General features: G+C 71.0%; 15 protein-coding genes. 4 read left to right on the plus strand and 11 right to left on the minus strand.

Going from position 1 to position 19802, the window contains the following annotated elements; all coding sequences use genetic code 11:
- Nucleotides 1–343: 343 nt before the first annotated feature.
- Nucleotides 344–526: a hypothetical protein gene (locus AB0I91_RS41745; protein ID WP_499641804.1), complete on the minus strand. Its 183-nt coding sequence runs from the start codon at nucleotides 524–526 to the stop codon at nucleotides 344–346.
- Nucleotides 527–670: 144 nt separating this feature from the next.
- On the opposite strand from AB0I91_RS41745, the gene AB0I91_RS41750 reads away from it, so the two are divergent.
- From AB0I91_RS41750 to AB0I91_RS41760, 3 genes are all read left to right on the plus strand, one after another.
- Nucleotides 671–1738 (plus strand): carboxypeptidase-like regulatory domain-containing protein, encoded by a 1068-nt coding sequence (locus AB0I91_RS41750; protein WP_499641806.1) that lies wholly within the window; start codon nucleotides 671–673, stop codon nucleotides 1736–1738.
- 873 nt (nucleotides 1739–2611) lie between these two features.
- Nucleotides 2612–2833 (plus strand): hypothetical protein, encoded by a 222-nt coding sequence (locus AB0I91_RS41755; RefSeq protein ID WP_499641808.1) that lies wholly within the window; start codon nucleotides 2612–2614, stop codon nucleotides 2831–2833.
- Between the two features lie 263 nt (nucleotides 2834–3096).
- Nucleotides 3097–4359, plus strand: coding sequence for a toll/interleukin-1 receptor domain-containing protein (locus AB0I91_RS41760; protein ID WP_499641810.1), 1263 nt, complete (start codon nucleotides 3097–3099; stop codon nucleotides 4357–4359).
- Nucleotides 4360–4646: 287 nt separating this feature from the next.
- On the opposite strand, the gene AB0I91_RS41765 is transcribed toward AB0I91_RS41760, so the two are convergent.
- The 10 genes from AB0I91_RS41765 to AB0I91_RS41810 form a co-directional block, all read right to left on the minus strand.
- Nucleotides 4647–5498 (minus strand): fibronectin type III domain-containing protein, encoded by an 852-nt coding sequence (locus AB0I91_RS41765; protein ID WP_499641812.1) that lies wholly within the window; start codon nucleotides 5496–5498, stop codon nucleotides 4647–4649.
- A 31-nt stretch (nucleotides 5499–5529) separates the two neighbouring features.
- Entirely contained in the window at nucleotides 5530–5712 is a 183-nt protein-coding gene (locus AB0I91_RS41770) for a hypothetical protein (RefSeq protein WP_498786296.1), read from the minus strand.
- 524 nt (nucleotides 5713–6236) lie between these two features.
- Complete coding sequence (locus AB0I91_RS41775) at nucleotides 6237–7244, minus strand: zinc-dependent alcohol dehydrogenase (protein WP_498786297.1); 1008 nt, start codon at nucleotides 7242–7244, stop codon at nucleotides 6237–6239.
- Nucleotides 7245–7509: 265 nt separating this feature from the next.
- The gene (locus AB0I91_RS41780; RefSeq protein ID WP_499610775.1) at nucleotides 7510–9201 is read right to left on the minus strand and encodes an AMP-binding protein; all 1692 of its coding nucleotides are present in this window, start codon (nucleotides 9199–9201) and stop codon (nucleotides 7510–7512) included.
- Nucleotides 9188–11182: an FAD/NAD(P)-binding protein gene (locus tag AB0I91_RS41785; RefSeq protein WP_499641814.1), complete on the minus strand. Its 1995-nt coding sequence runs from the start codon at nucleotides 11180–11182 to the stop codon at nucleotides 9188–9190. Before AB0I91_RS41785 ends, AB0I91_RS41780 begins: the two co-directional genes overlap by 14 nt.
- 55 nt (nucleotides 11183–11237) lie before the next feature.
- Nucleotides 11238–12668: a cation:proton antiporter gene (locus tag AB0I91_RS41790; RefSeq protein ID WP_499641816.1), complete on the minus strand. Its 1431-nt coding sequence runs from the start codon at nucleotides 12666–12668 to the stop codon at nucleotides 11238–11240.
- Between the two features lie 23 nt (nucleotides 12669–12691).
- Nucleotides 12692–13237, minus strand: a complete 546-nt coding sequence (locus tag AB0I91_RS41795; protein ID WP_498786305.1) for a flavin reductase family protein — start codon at nucleotides 13235–13237, stop codon at nucleotides 12692–12694.
- On the minus strand, nucleotides 13234–14889 hold the full coding sequence (locus AB0I91_RS41800; RefSeq protein WP_498786307.1) for an NAD(P)/FAD-dependent oxidoreductase: 1656 nt from the start codon (nucleotides 14887–14889) through the stop codon (nucleotides 13234–13236). The genes AB0I91_RS41795 and AB0I91_RS41800 overlap by 4 nt, the downstream gene beginning before the upstream one ends.
- 61 nt (nucleotides 14890–14950) lie before the next feature.
- Nucleotides 14951–15430, minus strand: coding sequence for a DUF4904 domain-containing protein (locus AB0I91_RS41805; protein WP_498786309.1), 480 nt, complete (start codon nucleotides 15428–15430; stop codon nucleotides 14951–14953).
- A 57-nt stretch (nucleotides 15431–15487) separates the two neighbouring features.
- Nucleotides 15488–16915: a vanadium-dependent haloperoxidase gene (locus tag AB0I91_RS41810; protein ID WP_498786311.1), complete on the minus strand. Its 1428-nt coding sequence runs from the start codon at nucleotides 16913–16915 to the stop codon at nucleotides 15488–15490.
- Between the two features lie 206 nt (nucleotides 16916–17121).
- Here AB0I91_RS41810 and AB0I91_RS41815 point away from each other — a divergent pair, with 206 nt between their 5' ends.
- A complete protein-coding gene (locus AB0I91_RS41815; protein WP_499610783.1) occupies nucleotides 17122–19797 on the plus strand; it encodes a LuxR C-terminal-related transcriptional regulator in 2676 nt (891 codons plus the stop codon).
- Nucleotides 19798–19802 lie beyond the last annotated feature (5 nt).

A 19802-nucleotide genomic window follows, 5' to 3' on the forward strand; every position in this document is an offset into this window, starting at 1 on the left:
AAGAAGTAGCTCTCCTTCTTTGTCGTGTTTTTGCGTGTTGGCCTTTTCGGCTACCGCGGGGCGCGCGGCCCGGCCTGCGGGCCGCCCCCGCGGCCGTGTCAGCAGGCACCTCAGCACTGTTCATGTCGATGCTGAACGAGCCAGGACGGCCGGCGAGCAGGATGCGTTGAGGAGCAGGTCGACGGCAGGTGGGAGTCGCGTGGCCAAGCGGCGGCGCTCGTTCACCCCAGTGCCGGCTTGTTCTCCACAAGGTCGCCCGCGCGGGTGGGGCGAGCCACAGGACGTTCCGAGATGACGGATCCGGCCGCTCCGGCTCCGACCGTTTGGCGGGAAGTCGCAGGTGTCAGTCGACGGAAGCGCGCCAGTAGTCGAGAGCGAGCTGGGTCATCTTCGTGATCTCGTGCGTCATGCCCAGCACGCGCGTGCAGTCGATTGCCAAACCGGCGAGCGAGCGGATCGCCTTGGCCTTGTGGCCGGACGCTCCCAAGTGGACGCCGTGCTGGTAGCGAGCGGCCAACGTCTCCACGTGGTCCTGCCACCCGTCCACATATCGGTGGGACGGCGTTGGTGCATAGTGTCCTGCGGTGTCATCGGCCGATGTCGCCTGCTCGTGGAGAAGGTGGTAGGAGTGACGATGCGCTCACGAGTCCGATGGGCCTGGGCTGCCGTGTTGATCGCCCTGATCGGGGGGACGTTCGGGGTGTCCGCAACCCCCGCGGCAGGCGCCCCGGTACCCGTCAGCATCCTGAGCGTGTCAGCCGAGAACGTGAAGCCCGGCGACCAGGTTCAAGTCCAGTTCCGCGTCACGAACAACGGGAGCAAGGCGGACACAGCCATCGTGGTGGTCGGTGGCGGCCTGAAGTGCACCACCGGCTGTCGGGCGGAGCCGAACCTCAAACCTGGCCAGAGCCAGGACTTCCAGGCCACCGTCGTCGCGCCCGAGGTGAGCGCGGGCGAGACCCTCGGTGTCAACATCTCGGTCGCCGTGCGGCTCGGTGAGCAGAACAGCGCCGACTACAAGATGGTCTACATCCACGGCGCGGGCGCGACGCAACCCGATGCGGACCAGCCGTCGTCCGAGGTGGATGGGGTGTCGGGTTGGGTCCGCGACGCCAGTGGCAAGGCGATCGGCGGCGTGGCGCTGACCGTCGTGGACAGCGCCGGGCACGAGTTCCGCACGACGAGTGACCAGAACGGCCGGTTCTCGATCAAGTCGGGCGCCGGCAAGCCGATCGCCGCGGGGCAGATCACGGTCGACGCGGCTCTGGACGGCTACCGCCCCACTCGCGCAACCGTGCAGGGCTCCGCAGGTGACACGGCGAGCGTGGAGCTGACCTTGGCCGTCGTGGCCGCGCCGACCGAGACTCCGCCTTCGACCACCGCGACGACGGCGGTGGACGAGACTCCCGAACGGGAGATCAGCGCAGCCGCAGCGCCACAACCCGCCCTGGAAGCGGGCAGCGACGGGGGCAGCGGTTCGCTGCCGTTCATCCTGGGCGGGCTGCTGGTCGCCGCCGGCCTGGGCGCACTGGCACTGATCGTGAAGCGCCGCCGGAGCACATCGGACGGGCCGGCGACTCGGCCGACGGTGCCGGCCGGAGCGGGCGTGAGCGACGCACCGACCGTGGTGCTGTACACGAGACCGACGGCCGACGGTTCTCCCGGCCCGTACCGCGGGCCCACGCAGGGCGGCGACGAGCAGCGCAGCGACGGCCCGTACGGCGGGCCGGGTCTCTAGGAACTCCTATCCCGGTCATCCCGCCGTCGACGACCGGGATACCGCGAACGTCTGGCAGAGCCGCGCTCCGTTCGGGACCGCTAAGCCTACGGTCAAAAACACTTTGCAGTACGGCATCAAGGCTCACGGCTTCAACTTGTATATTGCCGGGAGGAAGGTGAAGTAGCGGAACGACGGCGAGATCGTGATGTACGATCCTAAAATCGACTACTTCGGTGTCGTGACGCGAGATGGTGGGTCAAAAACCTTACTCGTTCCGAATCCGGTGTATCATGAGTACCCTGCGAACCCGGGACTATTATAATGCCCAATGAGTTGTACCGATGCCGCGTATGCGGTCTGCTCCGAGAAGAGCCTCCCTGGGGTGAGGACGGCACGACGTCTACATTCGACATATGTGAATGCTGTGGCGTCGAATTTGGTTACGAGGATTCAACGAGGGAGTCAGTTCTTAAGTATCGGGCGACCTGGCTCGCCTCGGGCGCCAAGTGGGCTGACCCGAGCGAGAGGCAGTCGGGGTGGAGTCTGGAGGGCCAAACTTCAGGTCATTCCCGAGAAGTGGCGATAGGTTGCAGTTACTTCGCGTTGGTCGAGTTCGGACGGACAGTGGAATTAGCCCGGCCTGCAATTGCGTCGCTTCCATGAGCGTACAATCGCACGCTTGTACGCATCATGATCGATGCTAGTGTCTCGTGATTCTGCGGGCTTTATGAACCGTCACGGGTTTGAGACCGCTTCCCACCGGCTGGACCCCTCAACCATCAGAACCTCTCGGGACGACACGGACCGAGCCGTGACCCACGCCTACGGCACACGCACCACACGTACCGGCCCCACGCCGGACAGATCGACTTTCGGCCGGAGGGTGCTCCGGTGGCTGACCAAGGCGAACAAACGCTGGACGGCCGCCATGACGGACCAGGCCGCTTCTACCTGGAACACGGACACCACCAAGGCTGCCGGTGCCGCGACGGATCGGTGACGATCACGGCCGACGGCGTCGACATACTGCCGTCGATGCCCGAGTCGCCGACCCTCGACGCCGACATGATCCAGCCCTATCTCGACGGGTGGAGCGAATGCGGACCACGTTGACGTGACTCGCAATGCCTGGTCGACCGTTGTCGGACAGTGGAACGAGCGACGTCCCGCTGATCGTGCGATCAATCAGCCGGACCGGCACGGAGGAAGGGCCGGGCCGATGACCACGGCTGGGCGTTGAATGCGCGGTAGTCGGAGAAACCCATCTCGCCCGCAGCCGGCAAGAGCCCGGCTCCTACCTTGACGGTCAAGCGATTCCAAGTGGTAACGCCATCGGGCACAACTGCGAGGTACATCCTGGCGAAGGGTGGGAATTCATGCGGTTCTGGGCATTCCTGTCGTACTCGTGGTCCGATCGGCAGCGAGCGGCTGTGCTACATCGCCGGCTGGAGAGGTTCGTCGTGCCACGCCACGCCCGGCGCGCCGCCGACCCGGCGGGACCACCCGGTCGGCGCCTGCGTCCGGTGTTCCGCGACGACGACGAGATGGCCGTGTCGGGTCCACTCGCGGATCGACTGGGAGCCGCCATCGACGAGGCGCCCGCGATGATCCTGCTGGCTTCTCCGGCGTCCGCGCGATCGCACTACGTGAACCTCGAGGTGGCGCACTTCCTCGCCAACCACGACCTGAAACGCCTGGCCATCATCGCGACGGGCGACGACCCCACCGAGGAACCGGAACTGCCGCCCGCCCTCGACCACGTCGACGAACCGCTGTGGCTCGACATGCGAGGCGCTCGCAAGCTCACCCGCCGCGACCTCGTGCGGGTCGCCGCCGTCGTGCTGGACGTGGGATTCGACGCGTTGTGGCGCAGGCACGTCCGCTACCTGCGCCAGCTCGCCGCGCTGTGGTGCGCGCTGGTTCTGGTCGTCGGTGTCGTGGTGGGCACCGCGATCGTTCGCCAGGTGGAAGCGGAGAAGCGCAGCCCGGAGCAGCAACGCGCCCAGTTCTTCGAGTGGATGACCGAGGACGTGCAGTCGGCCGGTCTGCCCGTCAGCGAGGTCAAGCTGAACATCACTCGTGTCGATGATCTGGACAACGACGGCCTGATGGAGTTCTTCGTCGTCAACGAGACCATGGAGTTCTGCGGGTCAGGAGGGTGCATGTTCGCCGTGTACCGCACTGTCTCGCCCGGCGAGTACGTGCGGGTGCTCGAACTGCTGGGCACCTCGACCGCACGGGTGCGCCCGGTGCAGGACGGCTCAAAAGAGATCATCGTCACCGATCTCTCCGTGAGCAGGGAACCCCTCTACTCCGTCTACACGTTGCGCGGCGGCAAGTTCGAACTCGAGCACCACGAGTTCTGCGACGGCTTGATCTTCGAGGCGTGCCACGAACCGACGGTGATCACGCCTGTCGCGTCGGAAAACGTGCCTGCTGTTGACCAATACGCCGTACCTGTGGAGCGGCCGGCTGCGGACGCGCGGGTGGTCAGGATCGGGGCGGCAGGTACGAAACTCGAAGACGGCGCCCATCCCCTGGAGGTCAGGGGCACGGTGGAAGGCGGCGATTGGTACCTCGTCGAGGTATGGAAGGGGTCGTGCGGGTTCGTCCCCGCCTCTGCCGTGCAGCCGAACTGATGTTTTGACCTGGTTGTCAGCGGCCCGTGGCGCTACCTGGACGCCGAACCCGACCCCGAACGTCGGCACGTCCGACCGGTGCCGGTGACCGACCTGCCGCGTACGGCGGTCGAAGAGGATCGTCGGACATCCTTGTGGGGTGTCGGAAGTTCGGCCTCATGGCCCGACCCGCCGCAGGTTTGACCAGGAGCGCCTCGACCCGGGAGGCCGCGAAGGACTCCCGGGTCCGCGATGGCTGCGCGGTGGGTCCTAGGTCGATCTCCGCCCGACCCGAGGCGGATTCACGATCACCGGCCGCGCGGTGGCGTCGCGAAGACCAGCCCCTGGCTCTTCGGGGACGAGAAGCCGTACGAGTCCTTGGTGGTGACCTTGACGCGGTGCTGGGTGTCGGGGCTCAGCCCGGTGAGCGTCGCCTGCTTGTCGGTCACGAAGGCGACCTTCACACCGTCCAGGAACACGTCGTAGCCGATCGTGGGGAACCACCACGAGGTCGAGTACCAGCTCAGCGAGACGCTGGTCGGCGTCACGGCCGTGACCTGCAGCTGCGACGGCCGCACCGGGTGCTCGATGATGCTCGACTCGGACTTGACCACGGTCAGCAGGTCGCTGGGGCCGGAGTGCCGGCAGGTCACAGTGGTTGCGGTGCCCGCAGGGGTCCCGTCCGCGCGCTCGGGCCGCAGGGACAGCGTGAGGTCGCCCAGGTGGATCGCGTAGTCCCCGGCCGGGTAGAGGTCCAGCTGCGGGAACCCGCCGGCGGCCTTCACCGGCCCGCCGGACGAGGTGAGCAGGGTCGGCGCGAAGCTCAGCGCGGCCGCGGTCGCCGTGGTCCCGGCGGGGCCGACGAGGGTCGCCGCGAGCGACGCGGTGCTGTCCCCGTCGATCCGGACGCCGGCCGGCGCGCGGTCGAGGGCGAACGTCACGTCCACGTCGATGTATGCGGATTCGAGGTACGGGACGTTCCCTCCGGCCATCCCCTCGTCGGGCACGACGGCCGTGACGTCGGCGTGCACGACGACCCCGGGTCCACAGGTGTAGTCGAGCCCCAGCCCGACCGTTCCCGCGGACGCCGTCCCGACCGCGACACCGCCGGATAACACCGCGGCGACCGCGGCCCCGATGACAAGTCTTCTCCCCAGCACGATTACCCCATCGCCTTCGTTGGTGGCACTGTCACCCGACCAGGGTCCCTCCGTCGGAACCCGCAAGGTACTTCTGCGGTGTGTGGTTCACCGCCGCGGTGGAGGTCAGCTGCGGCCGGTTGGCGTTGACGCCCGCGCCCGTGTTGGCGTGCTCGAAGAACCGCGCGCTGCGCCACGACGTGGGAGCCCGTGGTCGGTACCGCAGCGCGTTCACCGCCGCCTTCACGGTCCGGTACGCCCGGTGCCGTCCGACCCGACGACGGTGGCGGCCGTGATGTGCGCCGCCGCGAGGACGGCACGGCGCATTGCCTTGACCATGTGCTGCTCCCCGTCGAGTCGCTTGGCGTTGGCGGCGTAGGTCCGGATCTTGTCATCAGGCGGTTTCCGTTCAACCGCCGAACGAATGCGTCAGCCGCGGCGCGATGCCCGGGCGAGGTTCGCGGGGGAGTGCGAACCGCCCGCGCAGACCTCGACACCGCCGGCGGTCCGCTGCCCGAACTCACGTGGAGATCGCGTGAACCCCTGCCGCCACCGCCCGACCACCCCGCCGCACCTTGACGACCGGTCCGCGGCGGGCTCGCGGATGGTCGCGGAACCGTCAGCTCGGGAAGCGGCAGGCGCGGCCGGCGCCGCAACGCGCCCGCGGGGGTGCGGAAGCTCGGTCGGCACGCGTCACCGCAGGTCTGCGGTCGAGGTGGCGCGAGTCGCCGTGCTCCGCCGAACGCCGACCGGGCCGGGTCAGTACCTGATCACCAGGTGGGCTCGGGTGTTGTTGGCCAGGACGTCGGCGAAGGTTTTGTTGATCTCCGCCAACTCCCGCGGTTCGACCGTCACCACGGTGTGGCCGGCGGCGTGCAGCGTGAAGACCTCCGTGAGGTCCTCGCGGGTACCGACGACCGAGCCGACCACCGAGATGCCCCGGGTCACCGCGTCGAAGATCGGGTCCGGGATGCCGCGTGCCGGTAGGCGGACGCACACCAGCCGGCCCCCGCGACGGAGGGAGCGGAGCGCGTGTTCGTAAGCGCTCGGCGCGGACGTGAGCGCGATCGCGATGTCGGCGCCACCCTCCGCCTGGATCACCACGGCCGGGTCGCGGGTGCGCGCGTCGATCACCTGCTCCGCGCCGAGTTCCCGGGCGTGGTCCAACTCCTCCGCGTCGACGTCGACCGCGGTGACGAAGCCGCCCGCGTGCCGCGCGTACTGGAGCGCCAGGTGGCCGAGCCCGCCCAAGCCGAACACGGCGACGTGATCGGCGGGACCGACCTGGCCGGCCTGCACGGCTTTGTAGCCGGTGACCCCGGCACAGGTCAGCGGAGCCGCTTCGAGCGAGGGGACGCCTTCGGGCACGGGGACGGCGTAACGAACGTCCGCGACCGCGTACTCGGCGTGACCGCCGCCGACCCGGTAGTCGATGTTCTGCTGAGACTGGCACAGCACCCTCCAGCCCGCCAGGCAGAACCCGCACCTCCCGCAGGCCCAGCAGAGCCACGGCAGGGCCACTCGCCGGCCGACCCGGCTCGCGGCCACACCCGTGCCCACCCGTTCGACGATGCCGACGCCTTCGTGGCCCGAGATCAGTGGCAGCGCCGGCCGGTCCGGCCAGTCACCGCAGGCGATCCGGACGTCGACGTGGCAGATCCCGCAAGCCTCCATGCGAACCAGGACCTGGTGTGCCCCGGGCTCCGGGATCGGCACCTCCCGCAGTTCGAGCGGAGCCGAGAACTCGGTTATCACGGCGGCACGCATCAGGGTGCTCCTTGCCAGACAGCCCCCGATCGCGACTGGTCCTCGATCGGGATCCGTTCCCCCGTTGGGAGCACGTCGAAGCGTAACCGATTCCGGCTCGTTCGGCAGGGGCGCGACCGGTGCGCGGAACCCGCCGATCGAGGCCGTTCGGGCGGAACGGCTCGTGGTCGAATCGAGCGCGTCGCGTCGAACGGCCGGGGTGGGGGAGGTCGGGCAGATTTGTCGCCGATGTGTCGAAATCGTCGTGGGTTTGCGCGCGCAGCGTTCACCCGGACGGTGGGGCCGGGTCGGACAGGTCGTCGAGGAGGTACTCACGCGGACCGCCGCCGTTGTGCTCCTCCGCCCGGAGCTCCGCCCGGCGGATCTTGCCGGACGTCGTTTTCGGCAGCGTGCGGAACTCCAGCCGGCGGATCCACTGGTGCGGCGCCAGGTGCTCCTGCGCGTACCGCAGGATCGACCGTGCCGCCGCCACCGACGACGGGCAGCCCTCGGCCAGCGTGACGAAGGCTTTGGGGACCACCAGGCCGATCGGATCGGACGCGGGGACGACCGCCACCTCGGCGACGTCGTCGTGCCGCAGGAGCACGCTCTCCAACTCGAACGGGGAGACCGGGTGGTCGTAGGACTTGAACAGGTCGTCAGCGCGCCCGACGTAGGTGAAGTAGCCGTCGGCGTCCCGCCGGGCGATGTCACCCGTGTGGTAGCGACCACCTGCGAACGTCCGCGCGTTCTTCTCCGGGGCGTCGACGTAACCGGGCATCACCCCGACCGGCCGGTCGGCGAGGTCGACGCAGATCTCGCCCTCGTCACCGGGCTCGCCGGTGAGCGGGTCCAGCAACACGATCCGGTAGCCGGGCAACGGCTTGCCCATCGAAGCGGGCCGGACGGCGAGACCCGGGGTGTTCCCGATTTGCGCGGTCGTCTCGGTCTGGCCGTAGCCGTCACGGACCGTGAGCCCCCAAGCCCGCCGGACGCGGTCGACCACCTCGGGGTTGAGCGGTTCGCCGACGCTGCCGGCTTCGCGCAGCGCGGCAGGACGGGCGCCGAGGTCCTCCTGCAGCAGCATCCGCCACACGGTTGGCGGTGCGCAGACGGTGGTGGCCCGCTGGGAGGTGAGGACGTCGAGCACGGTCGGCGCCGGCGCGGTTCCGGTCTTGACCGTCAGCAGGGTCGCCTCCGCGTTGAACGGCGCGAAGAAGCTGCTCCAGGCGTGCTTGGCCCAGCCGGGGGCGGAGATGTTCAGGTGCCGGTCGCCGGGCCGCACACCGGTCCAGTACATGCCGGACAGGTGACCGACCGGGTAGCTGGTGTGCGTGTGCAGGGCCAACTTGGGCCGCGATGTCGTTCCCGAGGTGAAGTACAGGAAGAGCGGGTCGTCCGCGCGGGTGGTGCCCTGCGGGGTGAAGTCGGCCGGCTCGGCGTAGGCGTCGCGGTAGGGAGCCCAGCCGGGGACGGGTTCCCCGACGACGATCCGGGTCAGGCGGTCCGCGATCCCCGTGAACCGGTCGGCGAGCTCACCGTCGGTGATGACGTGCGTGACACCGCCCCGGTCGAGGCGATCGGCCAGGTCGGTGGCGGAGATCGTCGTGTAGGTGGGGATGACGACCGCGCCGAGCTTCATCGCCGCCAGCAGGACCTCCCACGTGGCGAGTTGGTTGTCCAGCATGACGAGGACGCCGGTGCCGCGCGCCACCCCGCGGCCGCGCAGCCAGTTGGCCGCCTGGCCGGACCGCGCCGACAGCTCCGCGTAGGTCGTCGACGCCACCGAGCCGCCGTCGACGATGCGCAGCGCCTCCCGGTCGCTGTCCCGTGCGATGGGGTCGAACCAGTCGAGTGCCCAGTTGAACGTCTCGAACCGCGGCCACCGGAACCGGGCGCACGCGGCGTCGTGGTCCTCGCGCAGCTCCAGCAACAGGTCCCGGGCCGCGCGGAACCGCTCGGTGTCACCGGCGGCCACGGTCGCCTCCCGCCGAGCAGGTCAGCGGCCGGTCGACGCGGATCCCCCCGGTGTGGGCGGACCCGTTCGCCGCGAGTGCCACGACCCCGGTGCACCCGCCGTCCAGGACGTCACCGGCGACGGCGTCCGCGTCGGCGTGGAACGCGCTCAGCGGCCCCGGCCGTCCGTTGCCGATCTGCGTGAACCACCGCAGGTTCTCGGTGGGGATGCCGAGCACGTACAAGTCACGGTTCACCCGTCCGTCGGCGCCGACGGCGTGGAACGGCGCCCGGGTGGAGGCCATCGCTCCGGTGGTGAAGACCTCGTCGGCGAACGAGCCGGCGTTGACGTACTCCGAGATCAGGCCGTCGGCCAGCAGCTGCCGGGTCAGCGGCGAAGCGTCCTGCCGCACCGAGGGGCGGGGGATGCGGGCGTCGATCAGCGTGCTGACCACCTGACCGGCTCCGGTGACCTGGGCTGAATCGAGCAGGAAGCCGCCCGGCGCGAGGCCGACCCGCAGGGCCGGCCCGACCAGGTGCAGCACGTCGGCCTCGATGAGCGCGCGGACCTGGGCGAGCCTGATCGCCGGGGGACCGGCGGAGAGCATCGCGTTGATCGGGGTGAACCAGCCGACGAAGTCCTCGCGGTGCGACCGCGGCCGCAGGCCACCGTGGTCGACCGCCGCGCGGACGGCGCCGCGGAGGTCCCGGAGGATGTCCAGCGCGGCCTTGACCGGCCCGTGCACGTTGCCCCGCAGAGCTTCCACCAGGTCCTGCCCGAGCAGGTCGAGCACGTCCCGGTGGAACTCGGCCGGGTCCGCGTACCGCCGACCGGCGAAGGGCCGGGCGATCCGCTCCAGGTCGATCGGGGCCGCGTGCGCGATGCCGGCCTCGACCAGTGCCTTGTCGACGAGATGGGCCGCCTTGCCCCCGGCGACGGCCAGGTGGAGGCGGGCGAACCGGCGGGCGGCCTCGTCGCCGGAGTGGTCCCGGATCAGGGTGGTGTAGTAGACGTGCTCGACCTCCAGTTGCACCAGCGGCAGCACGTCACGGCGGAAGTCGAGCCGGGCGGACCCGGTTTCGCGGCGGGCCCGGTGCCGGGCTTCCGCGAGTGCGCCGCAGGTCAGGAACTTGGCTTCGTACCGGTACTCCGGAGCCTTCTGGTTCACCCCGCGGGCGAGGATCGGCACGCCGCTGCGAGAACCGGCGAAGACGCGCGGCTCCCGGCCGCTCGGCCGGTAGCGCAGCTCGCCGGCGGGGCCGGGCTCGAACCGGCCACCGCGGCCCGCGGTGAGCGCCGCGACGACGTCCAGGAAGGTGAGCCCCAGCCCGAGGACACCGACCGGTTCGCCCGCCCTCACCGGGTCGAGGTCCAGGTCGGCGGCGGAATCGCCGCGGACGTACCGCACGCCCGGCCGGCTGTCGGCGTGGTCGAGCAGCTCCCGCTCGCGCGGTCCGGGGGTGGTGACCGGGTGCCCGGTGGTGAGCACGAGCTTGTCGGCGAGGACGACGTGGCCCGCACGGGTGACCAGGCGCAGTCGGCCCCCGTGCCGCTGCACGCGCTCGACCCGTGACCGCACGGCGTGGATGGCCACGTTGTCCGGCTTGTGCGCGACGAGGTTGTCGAACACGTCGCGCAGGTACCGCCCGTAGCACGCTCTCGGCGCGTAACCGTTCTGCCCCAGCGCGGTCCACCGCGGACCGGCTCCGCCCGCCGAGAGCCACTCGTGCAGCGAGGGCCCGGCACCCGCTCTCGGTGGTCCCTCGTCGCGATCGCCCGAGTACATGCTCACCTCACCGGCGGCGGTGTTCATCAGGAACCAGTCGGGCTGGTCCGTGCGGCAGATGCGGCCCGCGCCGTGCTCCCCGGGGTCGAAGACCCAGATCGACACCGCGGGGCCCCGCCGTCGCGCGAGCCGCACCAGCAGACGTTCGAGCACGGACAGCCCGCGAGGCCCCATGCCGACGATCGCGACAACGAGTTCGGAGCAGGTCTTCGTCACGTCGGGTCCTCCCTGGTTTGCGGTGGTCGTGTGGGTGACGTCCGTGAGCCCGTGCTCAGGCGGGACCGGTGGCCGGCCGGGTGTCCGCCGGGGTTCCGCCGAGCCTGAGCCGCCTGAGCAGGGGACCGGTCATGGCCGTCGTCACCAGCGTCATCACCACGAACACGGCGAACAGGTCCGGTCCGATGACGCCGAGGGACAGCCCGGTGGAGACCACCACGAGCTCGGTCAGGCCACGGCAGTTGACCATGACGCCGAGCCCGAGCGACTCCCTCGGGGTCAGCTTGGTCAGCCGGCCGACGAGCGTCGTCGTGCCCACCTTGCTCACGACGGCGACCAGGACCATGAGCCCGCAGAGCAGGAGGTCGCGCGGGTCGTCCAGGAACTCGACGTGCACGCTGAACCCGATCACCGCGAAGAACAGCGGGAGGACGAGCGCCACCCCGCGGCCCACGGTGCGCCCGAGATCGCGCACCACGCTGTTCTCCCGCGGCACGACGGCGCCGACCAGCAAGGCCCCGAAGATCGCGTGGATGCCGATCCAGTCGGTGACGGCGGCGCCTGAGAGCGCGCACAGCACCAGCACCGCGATGGCGATCCGCCGACGGCTCGCGGTGCTCTCCGCGGCGGCCAGGAACCGCCGCAGCGCGGGACGGACGACGATCAGCGTCACCGCGGTGAACAGGACCAGCCACGCCGCGGTCGGGACGACCGCGGCGGCCGAGCTGCCTCGCGCCAGCGCGACGACCAGGACCAGCAGCAACCACGAGAAGGCGTCGCCCGCGCCGGCGGTGGCCAGACCGAGCGTGCCGATCCGGGTCTGGATCAGGTCGTGCTCGGCCAGGATCCGGACCAGGACGGGGAACGCGGTGATGCTCATCGCGGTGCCGACGAAGAGCAGGAACGGAACCGACCCGACGCCGGTCGGCCGGTAGGTCCCGGCCAGGCCGGCCGCGAGCAGGAGCCCGCAGCCGAGCGGTACTACCACCATGCCCGCACCCAGCGCGGCCACCTGGCCACCCGACCCGCGCAACAGGTCCAGCGGGAGTTCGGTGCCGAGGAGGAAGACGAAGTAGGTGATCGCCAGCTGCGCGATCAGGCCGAGCTCGGGGATCAGCTCGGCGGGGAACAGCGCGTGCTGGACCGCCGGCGCGACCTGACCCAGCAAGGTCGGCCCCAGCGCGATCCCCGCCGCCATCTCGCCGACGACCCGCGGTTGGCGGCACCGGGCCGCCACCCAGCCGCCGAGGCGTCCCACCGCGATGATCGCCGCGACCGCGAGGAGGAACCGCGGGACGAGCGACCAACCGCCGTTCCCCAGGTCCCGCAGCTGCCCGAAGGTGGGGACGGCGTGGATCATGCCGACCGCGATCACCGTCAGCAGCGCGACGACGGCGACGGCGTTCGGCCCGCGCTCCACCGTCCTGCGCCGCGGTGGCGGCACCGCCTCCCGATCGGGGTTCTTGCCCTGGGCTGCTGCCTTCATGGATTCCGGCCCCCCTGGTGCTGTCACGAGATGAAGTCGTAGGAGAGGAAGGCGTCGTCCTCGGCCCAGGTCCCGTACCGGCGCATGCCGTACAGCAGTGGCGCGGGCGTGCGGAGGCTGGTGATCCCGGCGATCTCGGCCAGGACGACGACGTGGTCGCCGACCGCGTGGTTCGCGCTCACCGCGCAGTCCGCGATGGTGTGCGCCGCGTCGACCAGGTGCGGGCCGCCGTTCGGCGCGGGTACCCACGGGACCCGCTCGAACCGGTCCGGCGCCCCCGAAGCGAACAACTCGGCGGTCGAACGGGCGTTGCGGTGCAGCAGGTTCACCGCCAGCGCCGAGCTCTCCAGGACGGCGTCCAGGGTGGGGCTGCCGCGGCGCAGGCACACGAGCAGCGATGGCGGGTCGGGGGCGACGCTGCACAGCGACGTGCAGGTCATCCCCCAGGGCTTGCGGTCCCCGGCCTGCGCCGTGACGACCGAGACACCGGTGGGGAACCCGACCATCAGTCGCCGGACGTCGACGCGGTGCCGTGCCGAGGTCTCCGCCCCGGTGGGCCGGCGGCTCACGACCCTTCCTCCGCCTTGGCGATGGCCATGTTGTCCAGCGCGTTGAGCATCCGGGGTCCGATGTCCGCAGGCGCGCTCGCGCGTGCCCACAGCCTGGCTCCCTCGACCCGGTCCGGGGTCAGGTGGTAGCAGCCGTTCTCCGGCAGGCCGAACTGGTCCGCGTACGGGAAGAAGTCCGCTTTCCGGACGGAGGCGAGGATCTCCGCGGCCGCGGCCGACGGCGCCAGTGCGCCGCGTTCGACGGCCTCGCACAGTTCCCGGGTCCGCGTGCCCAGCCGGACGAAGCTCTCGCTGATCGGCAACGGGGATCCCGGGTGGCCGTAGCGCTCGACCTCGACGAAGACGCTGTCGTCGCCGGTTCGCCGGAACCGGTGGTGGGCGTCTTCGAGCATCATGTTGCCGCTCATCGTGCCGAGCATCCAGGTGCGGTTGACGGCGTTCCACAGCTCGTAGTCTCGGAACCCGACGAACGAGCTGTAGACCAGGTCGTCGTGGAAGTCGAACAGGCCCTGCTGCAGGTCCTCCACGTAGGCGAACCGCTCGGTCGACCAGTCGCCGTCGCGCGACGCGTCGATCAGCCGCCGGCCGAGCGCGTTGACGACCGCGAGCGTGTTCGCCAGCCCGCGGGAGTAGAGCGCGTCGATGAACCCGGCGGCGTGCGAGGTGAGGCAGTACCGGTCGCCGACGACCTTGCTCGCCGAGTACTGGAGCCTGCCGGTGGACACCCACGGCCGCACCGCGCGCGCTCCCTCGAACTGCCAGGCGATCTCCGGGAAGCGGGCGAGGAACTCGGCGAACTCGCGCTCGGGCGGGAGCGAGCCGTTCGGGTGCTTGCGCGGGTCCAGGGTCAGACCCACGCTGCACAAGGGGTTGACCGCGCCCGGGTGGTTGTCGAACGGGATCACCCAGAGCCAGCCACCGTCGAAGACGTGGTGCAGCGTGCCGTGGTGCCACGGGTTCGGCTGCCCGTGGTTCGCGGCGGTGGGTGATTCGTCGAAGGGCCGCACCCCGATCATGTGCGTGAACAGGCACCGGGAGTGCGTCCTCGCCCGCGTCGGGGTCTCCCGCAGCCCGAACCGCTCGGCCAGCGGCGACCGGTAACCGCTGCCGTCCACCACGTAGGCGGCGCGGAACTCCTCGCCCCGGTCCGAGCGCAGCACGACGCCCTCGGCGGGATCGATGTCCACGTCGGTGATCCGGGTCGCCAGGCGCGCTTCGGCGCCGTACTTCACCGCGACGTGGAACAGGTAGGCGTCGACGTCCTGGCGGAACAGGTGTGACTCCGTGCGGAAGGCCACGGGGACCACCAGCTGGTTGACCTGCCGGGGGTCCTGCGGCTCGCCCTCCCGGTGGTAGACGAAGCCGAAGTTCTGCTTCTGGCCGCAGAAGGGGGAGACCCTGACGGTCCCGTCGTGGTTCGACAGCGCCCGCAACTCGGGCACCTGGTACCGGTCGGCGATCAACCGCATCATGCCCGAGGTGTAGGGGATGGTGGACTCGCCGACCGCGAACCGGGGGTGGGCGCCGGCATCGATGATCAGCACCCTCACCCCGTTGCGGGCCAGCACCGCACCCAGCATCCCGCCGGCCATGCCGCTGCCGAGGATGGCCACGTCGTACCTCTCCGCCGCGGCGGAGTCATTACCCGGCACCCGACTCACCGGTCCTTTCGTCATTCGCTCGTCCGGTCGGAAAAATGCGTCCGCTGATCGCTCAGTAACCGTTGCCCGTCAGCCACTCGACCACGCCCAACGGGTCGTTCATCACCACGAGCGGGTCGATGATGGGCCAGATGTAGAGCAGCCCCTCGCCATCGAGCCGGAAGAAGTTGTGCACCGTGTACTGGGCGCCTTTCGTGGTCGTGATCTGCCACAGGCCGCTCGCGGTCGGGAAGTCCACGTTCACGTTGAGCACCGTCACCGCCAGCACCCGGCTCGACACGGGCTGGATGAAGCTCTCGATCTGTTCGCGCCCTTTCAGTGCGAGTCTGCTGATCGGCGGGAGGAATTCGGCGTTCGCCGAGAACCGGACCTCCGAGAAGTCGTGGGTCTCGAAAGCGCGGAAGTAGGACTCGATAATCGTGCGGTAGGTTTCCTTGTCCAGTTGTCTGCCGTTCGGCGTCGGATTCGCGGGGTCAAGCGGGTGGGTCGCGGCCCGGCCGTTCTCGTCCGTCGAGGTCGATGTCGTGGTCATGGCTGCTCCAGGGTGTTTTTCGGTGAACGAGTCGGTGGATCCGCGCAGGGCGTGCGGTCACGTCGCCGGTCCGGCGGCGTTGGCCGCCTTGAGCCCGTTGGCGGCGAGGTCGTCGGCGATGTCCATGCCGAGCCTGACCCCGCCGACGTTGCGGGAGAGGTCCACGTCACCGGCTTCGTCCACGGCGAAGGCGTCGAACACCCAGTGCACCCCGAGGTAGACCCGGCTGAAGCCCTGTTCGATCATCATCTGCCACATCCCGCCGGGGAACGTGCGCACGATGCGGGTCCGCACGTTGCCGGTGGTGTCGGTGCTGATCCCGTCGAGCTCGTCGGAGACGAACTCGAGGCCGTCCGCCAGGTCGTCGGGCCCGTCCTGGGTCCGGCCGTAGAAGTGCCGGACCGTCTGGAAGGCCGCCCCGCCCTCCGACGCGTGGCCCGACGGGTACGCCGGGAAGCTCGGCGTGAAGTTCCGCCCGCCGGTCACGTTGGTCGCCTGCGCGCCGAGCGGCAGCCAGAACGGATCGGCGTCCGAGTCCAGCGCGGCGTCGCCCACGCCCGCCGGGCCGGAGGACGAGTCGTGCTCACGGACACCGAGCACGGGACGCCACAGGTCGTACTCGTACTTGTCGGCCCACGCCAGGATGGTCGAGTCGGCGATGGCCGCGTTGACGAGGGCGAACAGCCGGGCGTTCTGCGCGGTGTCGTTGCCCTGGGCGACCGCGACCTTGCGGATGATCTGGTTGTACAGCCGCGTCGGCGTGCCGATGCGGCTGGCCGCTTCGTAGCCCCAGAACAACCCGATGGCGGTCTCGTTGGGCGTGCGCGCGGTCAGCAGGTCGGCCGGGAGGGTGCCCATGAGGTGCGGGGCGATGCCCTTGGCGCGCACCTGCTTGAGGGCCTGCTCGTACTCGGCGCTCCCCGGCTGCGGGGGCGCGTCGAGGTGGTGGCGGGTGGTCGCCGCGAAGCAGGCGGACCGGGCGCCGTAGAACGGGCCGTAGAAGCCCTGGCCGGGGTTGTCCGGGTCCTGCCGGTGGTGCCCCGGTGCGACCGAGGAGCTGTGCCCGTTGTCGCCGAAGCCGGGGTCGTTCGCGCGGAGCGCGAGGATCTTGGCCGCGACCTTCCGACCGAAGTCGTGGCCCGCCACGTCCGACTTGCCCGCGGTCAGCCCGGCCGCGGCGTGCCGGGCGTCGAAGAACGCCTTCTGCGTCGGGTAGAGCGCGCTCAGCGTGGCGTGGGCGGCACTGGCCACCGCCGCGGCGGCGTCGGCGTCGGCGGCGACCTCGGGCAGGTCGTCCCCCAGGTAGGGCTCGTACTGCCCGGTGTCGATGCCGAAGTAGGCGTCGTGCATGGCCAGGTGCACGATCGCGTTGCCGCGCGCCCCACCGGGGCCGCCGCGGACGCCGAGTTCGCTCGCCGGGAGAGTCGTGTGGGTGACCCGGTCGGCCTCGGCGGCGACCTCGTTCCAGTAGAGGATGGGATCCATTGGTGCGTACCTCCAGGGCGTTGCCGTTCTGGTCGGGTGGTTGTCGCTCCACTGTGGTCACTCCCCGATGTCGTGGTGTGAGTAGTCGGGTACTCACCTCTCGGACCTGCCCGCGCCGGAGAAAATGAGGCGGGCCGCCGGTATCTGCGCCCGGTCTCGTCCCTCTGGTTTGTTACCTGTGGTGTCATCGGTGGGGGAGAATCCGGATGAACGGGATGATTCCGGTGCGCCAGGAGCCGTCCCGGTCCGCGACCGGGCGCTGGCCCCTGGTCGGCCGGACCGAGGAGCTGAACCGGATCTCCGCCTCGATCCGCCGCCGCCCGGACGGACCGGCCGGGGTGGTGCTGATCGGCGCGGCGGGGGTGGGGAAGACCCGCCTGGCACAGGAAGCGCTGACGGTGGCCGCACAGCGGGGCGCGCTGGTCCGGTGGGTGGCGGGCACTGCTTCGGCGCGGATGATGCCGTTGGGCGCCTTCTCGGCGACGCTGAACCTCGCCGACCTGGATCCGGTCAGGGCGGTGCCCGAGGCCGTCGAGGTGTTGCTGGCGGACGCACGTCCGGCCGGGGTGGTCATCGTGGTGGACGACGCGCACCTGCTGGACGAGCGGTCCGCGGTACTGGTCCACCAGCTCGTGCTGCGCAAGGCGGCGAGCGTGCTGCTCACGTCCCGCGCGGGGGAGCCGGTGCCCGACGCGGTGACGGCGTTGTGGAAGGACGGGCACCTGCCACGGCTGGAGCTCGAACCGCTGTCCTGCCGGCAGACCGCGGCCTTGGTGGAGACGAGGCTGGGTGGTCCGGTGGACGACGCCGCAGCGCAGCGGCTGTGGTCCATCACCCGGGGCAACGTGCTGTACCTGCGGCAGCTGGTCGACCACGAGCTGGCCTCCGACCGGCTGCGCGAGTCCGCAGGGGTGTGGCGGTGGTCGGGGCGGCCGGGTTTGTCGCCGGCGTTGCTGGACCTCGTGTCCACCCGGATCGGTGGGCTGCCGCGGCGCCAGCTCGAGGTGCTCGACCTGCTCGCGTTCGGCGGTCCGCTGGAGGTGCCGCTGGTGACGGAGCTCACCGGCGCCTGCGCGATGGAGGAGATGGAGGCCAGGGGCCTCATCGAGGTCTTCCCGCACGGGCGGCGCTGGCAGGCCCGACTGGCCGACCCGATGTTCGGCGAGGTGCAGCGGCGTCGGGCAGGCGCGCTGTACGCCCAGCGGCTGCGCAGGCGCATCGCGGACGCGCTGAGTGCCACGGGCGGGAGGCGGGCCGACGACGCACTGCGCCGCGCGGTCCTGCTGCTGGACTCCGGTGCGCAACCCGAGGTCCCCCTGCTCACCGACGCCGCCCGCCGGGCCGTCGAAGTGGGGGACCTCGCGCTGGCCACCCGGATCGCCAGGGCCGCGGTGTCCGCCGGTGGCGGGTTCGAGCCGCGGCTGCTGCTGGGCAACGCCCTCGGCTGGACCGGCCGCATGGCCGAGGCCGGTGGCGAGTGGGCCGCGCTGCGCGCCCTGGCCCGAACCGACCTCCAGCACGCGCAGGCCGCGATGGTCCGGGCGAAGATCCTGGCCTGGGCCGGCCGACCGGCCGAAGCCGAGGCCGAGCTCGCCGCCGCGGCGCGCAGGACGAGGGACGAGTCCGCCGACCTCGTGCTGGCCGGGGTCCGTTCGGTGCTGGACGCCTACCTGGGACGCGTGGTGCGGGCCGCCGAGGCGAGCACCGCGGTGCTCGCCCACCCGCGCTGCCCCGCGGCTGCGGTGCCGTGGGCGAGTTGGGGACTCGCGATGGCGAGCGGAGGACTCGGCCGCCTCGACGACGTCGAGGCGACCCTGCGGCGGATCGACGCGCCGGGCGTCGGGCTGCACGAGCGGGCTGTCGTGGTGTTGTTCTCGATGCGGGGGCTGCTCCTGGCCGGCCTGCCGGACCAGGCGGACCGGATCGCGGAGCGGTTCCGCGGGCCGTGCACCGATTCTCCGGGACGCCCGGTCGACGCCTTTACCAGTCTGATGGCCGCGGGGGCGGCGACCTTCCGCGGCCAGGTCGAGACCGCGGCACGCGGGTACCGCCAGGCCGTCGCGGCGCACCACGGGGCGGACTCCAGCGGCTGGTCGTTCATCGGGCTGGTGGGCCTCACCATCGCGCTCGGGATGCGCGGTGAGCCGGCTCCGGCCCTCCGGGCCCTGGTGGAGATGACGGCCGAGCACCACCCCACGTGCGTCTTCCTGGCGCCGGACGTGCTGCTGGCGCGGTCCTGGGTGGTCGCCGCGGAAGGCGGGGTGAGCGAAGCCGCGGGCCTGGCTCGCCAGGCGGCCGAGGTGGCCGCGTCGCAGGGCCAGCCGACGGTGGAGGTCCTCGCGCTGCACACGGCGGTCCGCTTCGGCGACCGCGCGGTGGCCGACCGGCTGGCACGCCTGGCCACCGAGGTCGACGGGCCCGGCGCCCGGGTCGCGGCCGCGCACGCCCGTGCCCTGGCCGCCGACGACGGACCGGGTTTGGAGGCCGTCTCGGTGCGGTTGGAACAGCTGGGCGCACTCCTCGTGGCCGTGGACGCCGCCGCACAGGCCGCGTCCGCCCATCACCGGCACGACCGCCACGGGTCCGCCCAGGCCGCGACGGCACGCGCCCGCAAGCTCGCGCAAGCCTGTGAAGGCGCCCGGACCCCCGCGCTGGCGGCGCTGACCGCGCCGCCGGAGCTCACCGGCCGACAACGCGAGATCCTCACCCTCGTCGCCGGCGGCCTGTCCAACGCCGACATCGCGCAGCGGCTGTTCGTGTCCGTCCGCACGGTCGAGAACCACCTCTACCGCGTCAGCACGAAACTCGGCATCTCCAACCGCGTGCAACTGGCCGCCCTGGTCCACGGCATCGGCACGGCTCCCGACGGGGTCGGGAGCTGACCGGC

The organism is Actinosynnema sp. NPDC049800 (assembly GCF_040656635.1).
Lineage (GTDB): Bacteria > Actinomycetota > Actinomycetes > Mycobacteriales > Pseudonocardiaceae > Actinosynnema.

Excerpts from the sequence above, each read along its gene's own strand:
- AB0I91_RS41760 (WP_499641810.1), top strand. The coding sequence starts at position 3,097 with ATGCGGTTCTGGGCATTCCTGTCGTACTCGTGGTCCGATCGGCAGCGA.
- AB0I91_RS41775 (WP_498786297.1), bottom strand. The coding sequence starts at position 7,244 with ATGCGTGCCGCCGTGATAACCGAGTTCTCGGCTCCGCTCGAACTGCGG.
- AB0I91_RS41790 (WP_499641816.1), bottom strand. The coding sequence starts at position 12,668 with ATGAAGGCAGCAGCCCAGGGCAAGAACCCCGATCGGGAGGCGGTGCCG.
- AB0I91_RS41805 (WP_498786309.1), bottom strand. The coding sequence starts at position 15,430 with ATGACCACGACATCGACCTCGACGGACGAGAACGGCCGGGCCGCGACC.
- AB0I91_RS41810 (WP_498786311.1), bottom strand. The coding sequence starts at position 16,915 with ATGGATCCCATCCTCTACTGGAACGAGGTCGCCGCCGAGGCCGACCGG.
- AB0I91_RS41815 (WP_499610783.1), top strand. The coding sequence starts at position 17,122 with ATGAACGGGATGATTCCGGTGCGCCAGGAGCCGTCCCGGTCCGCGACC.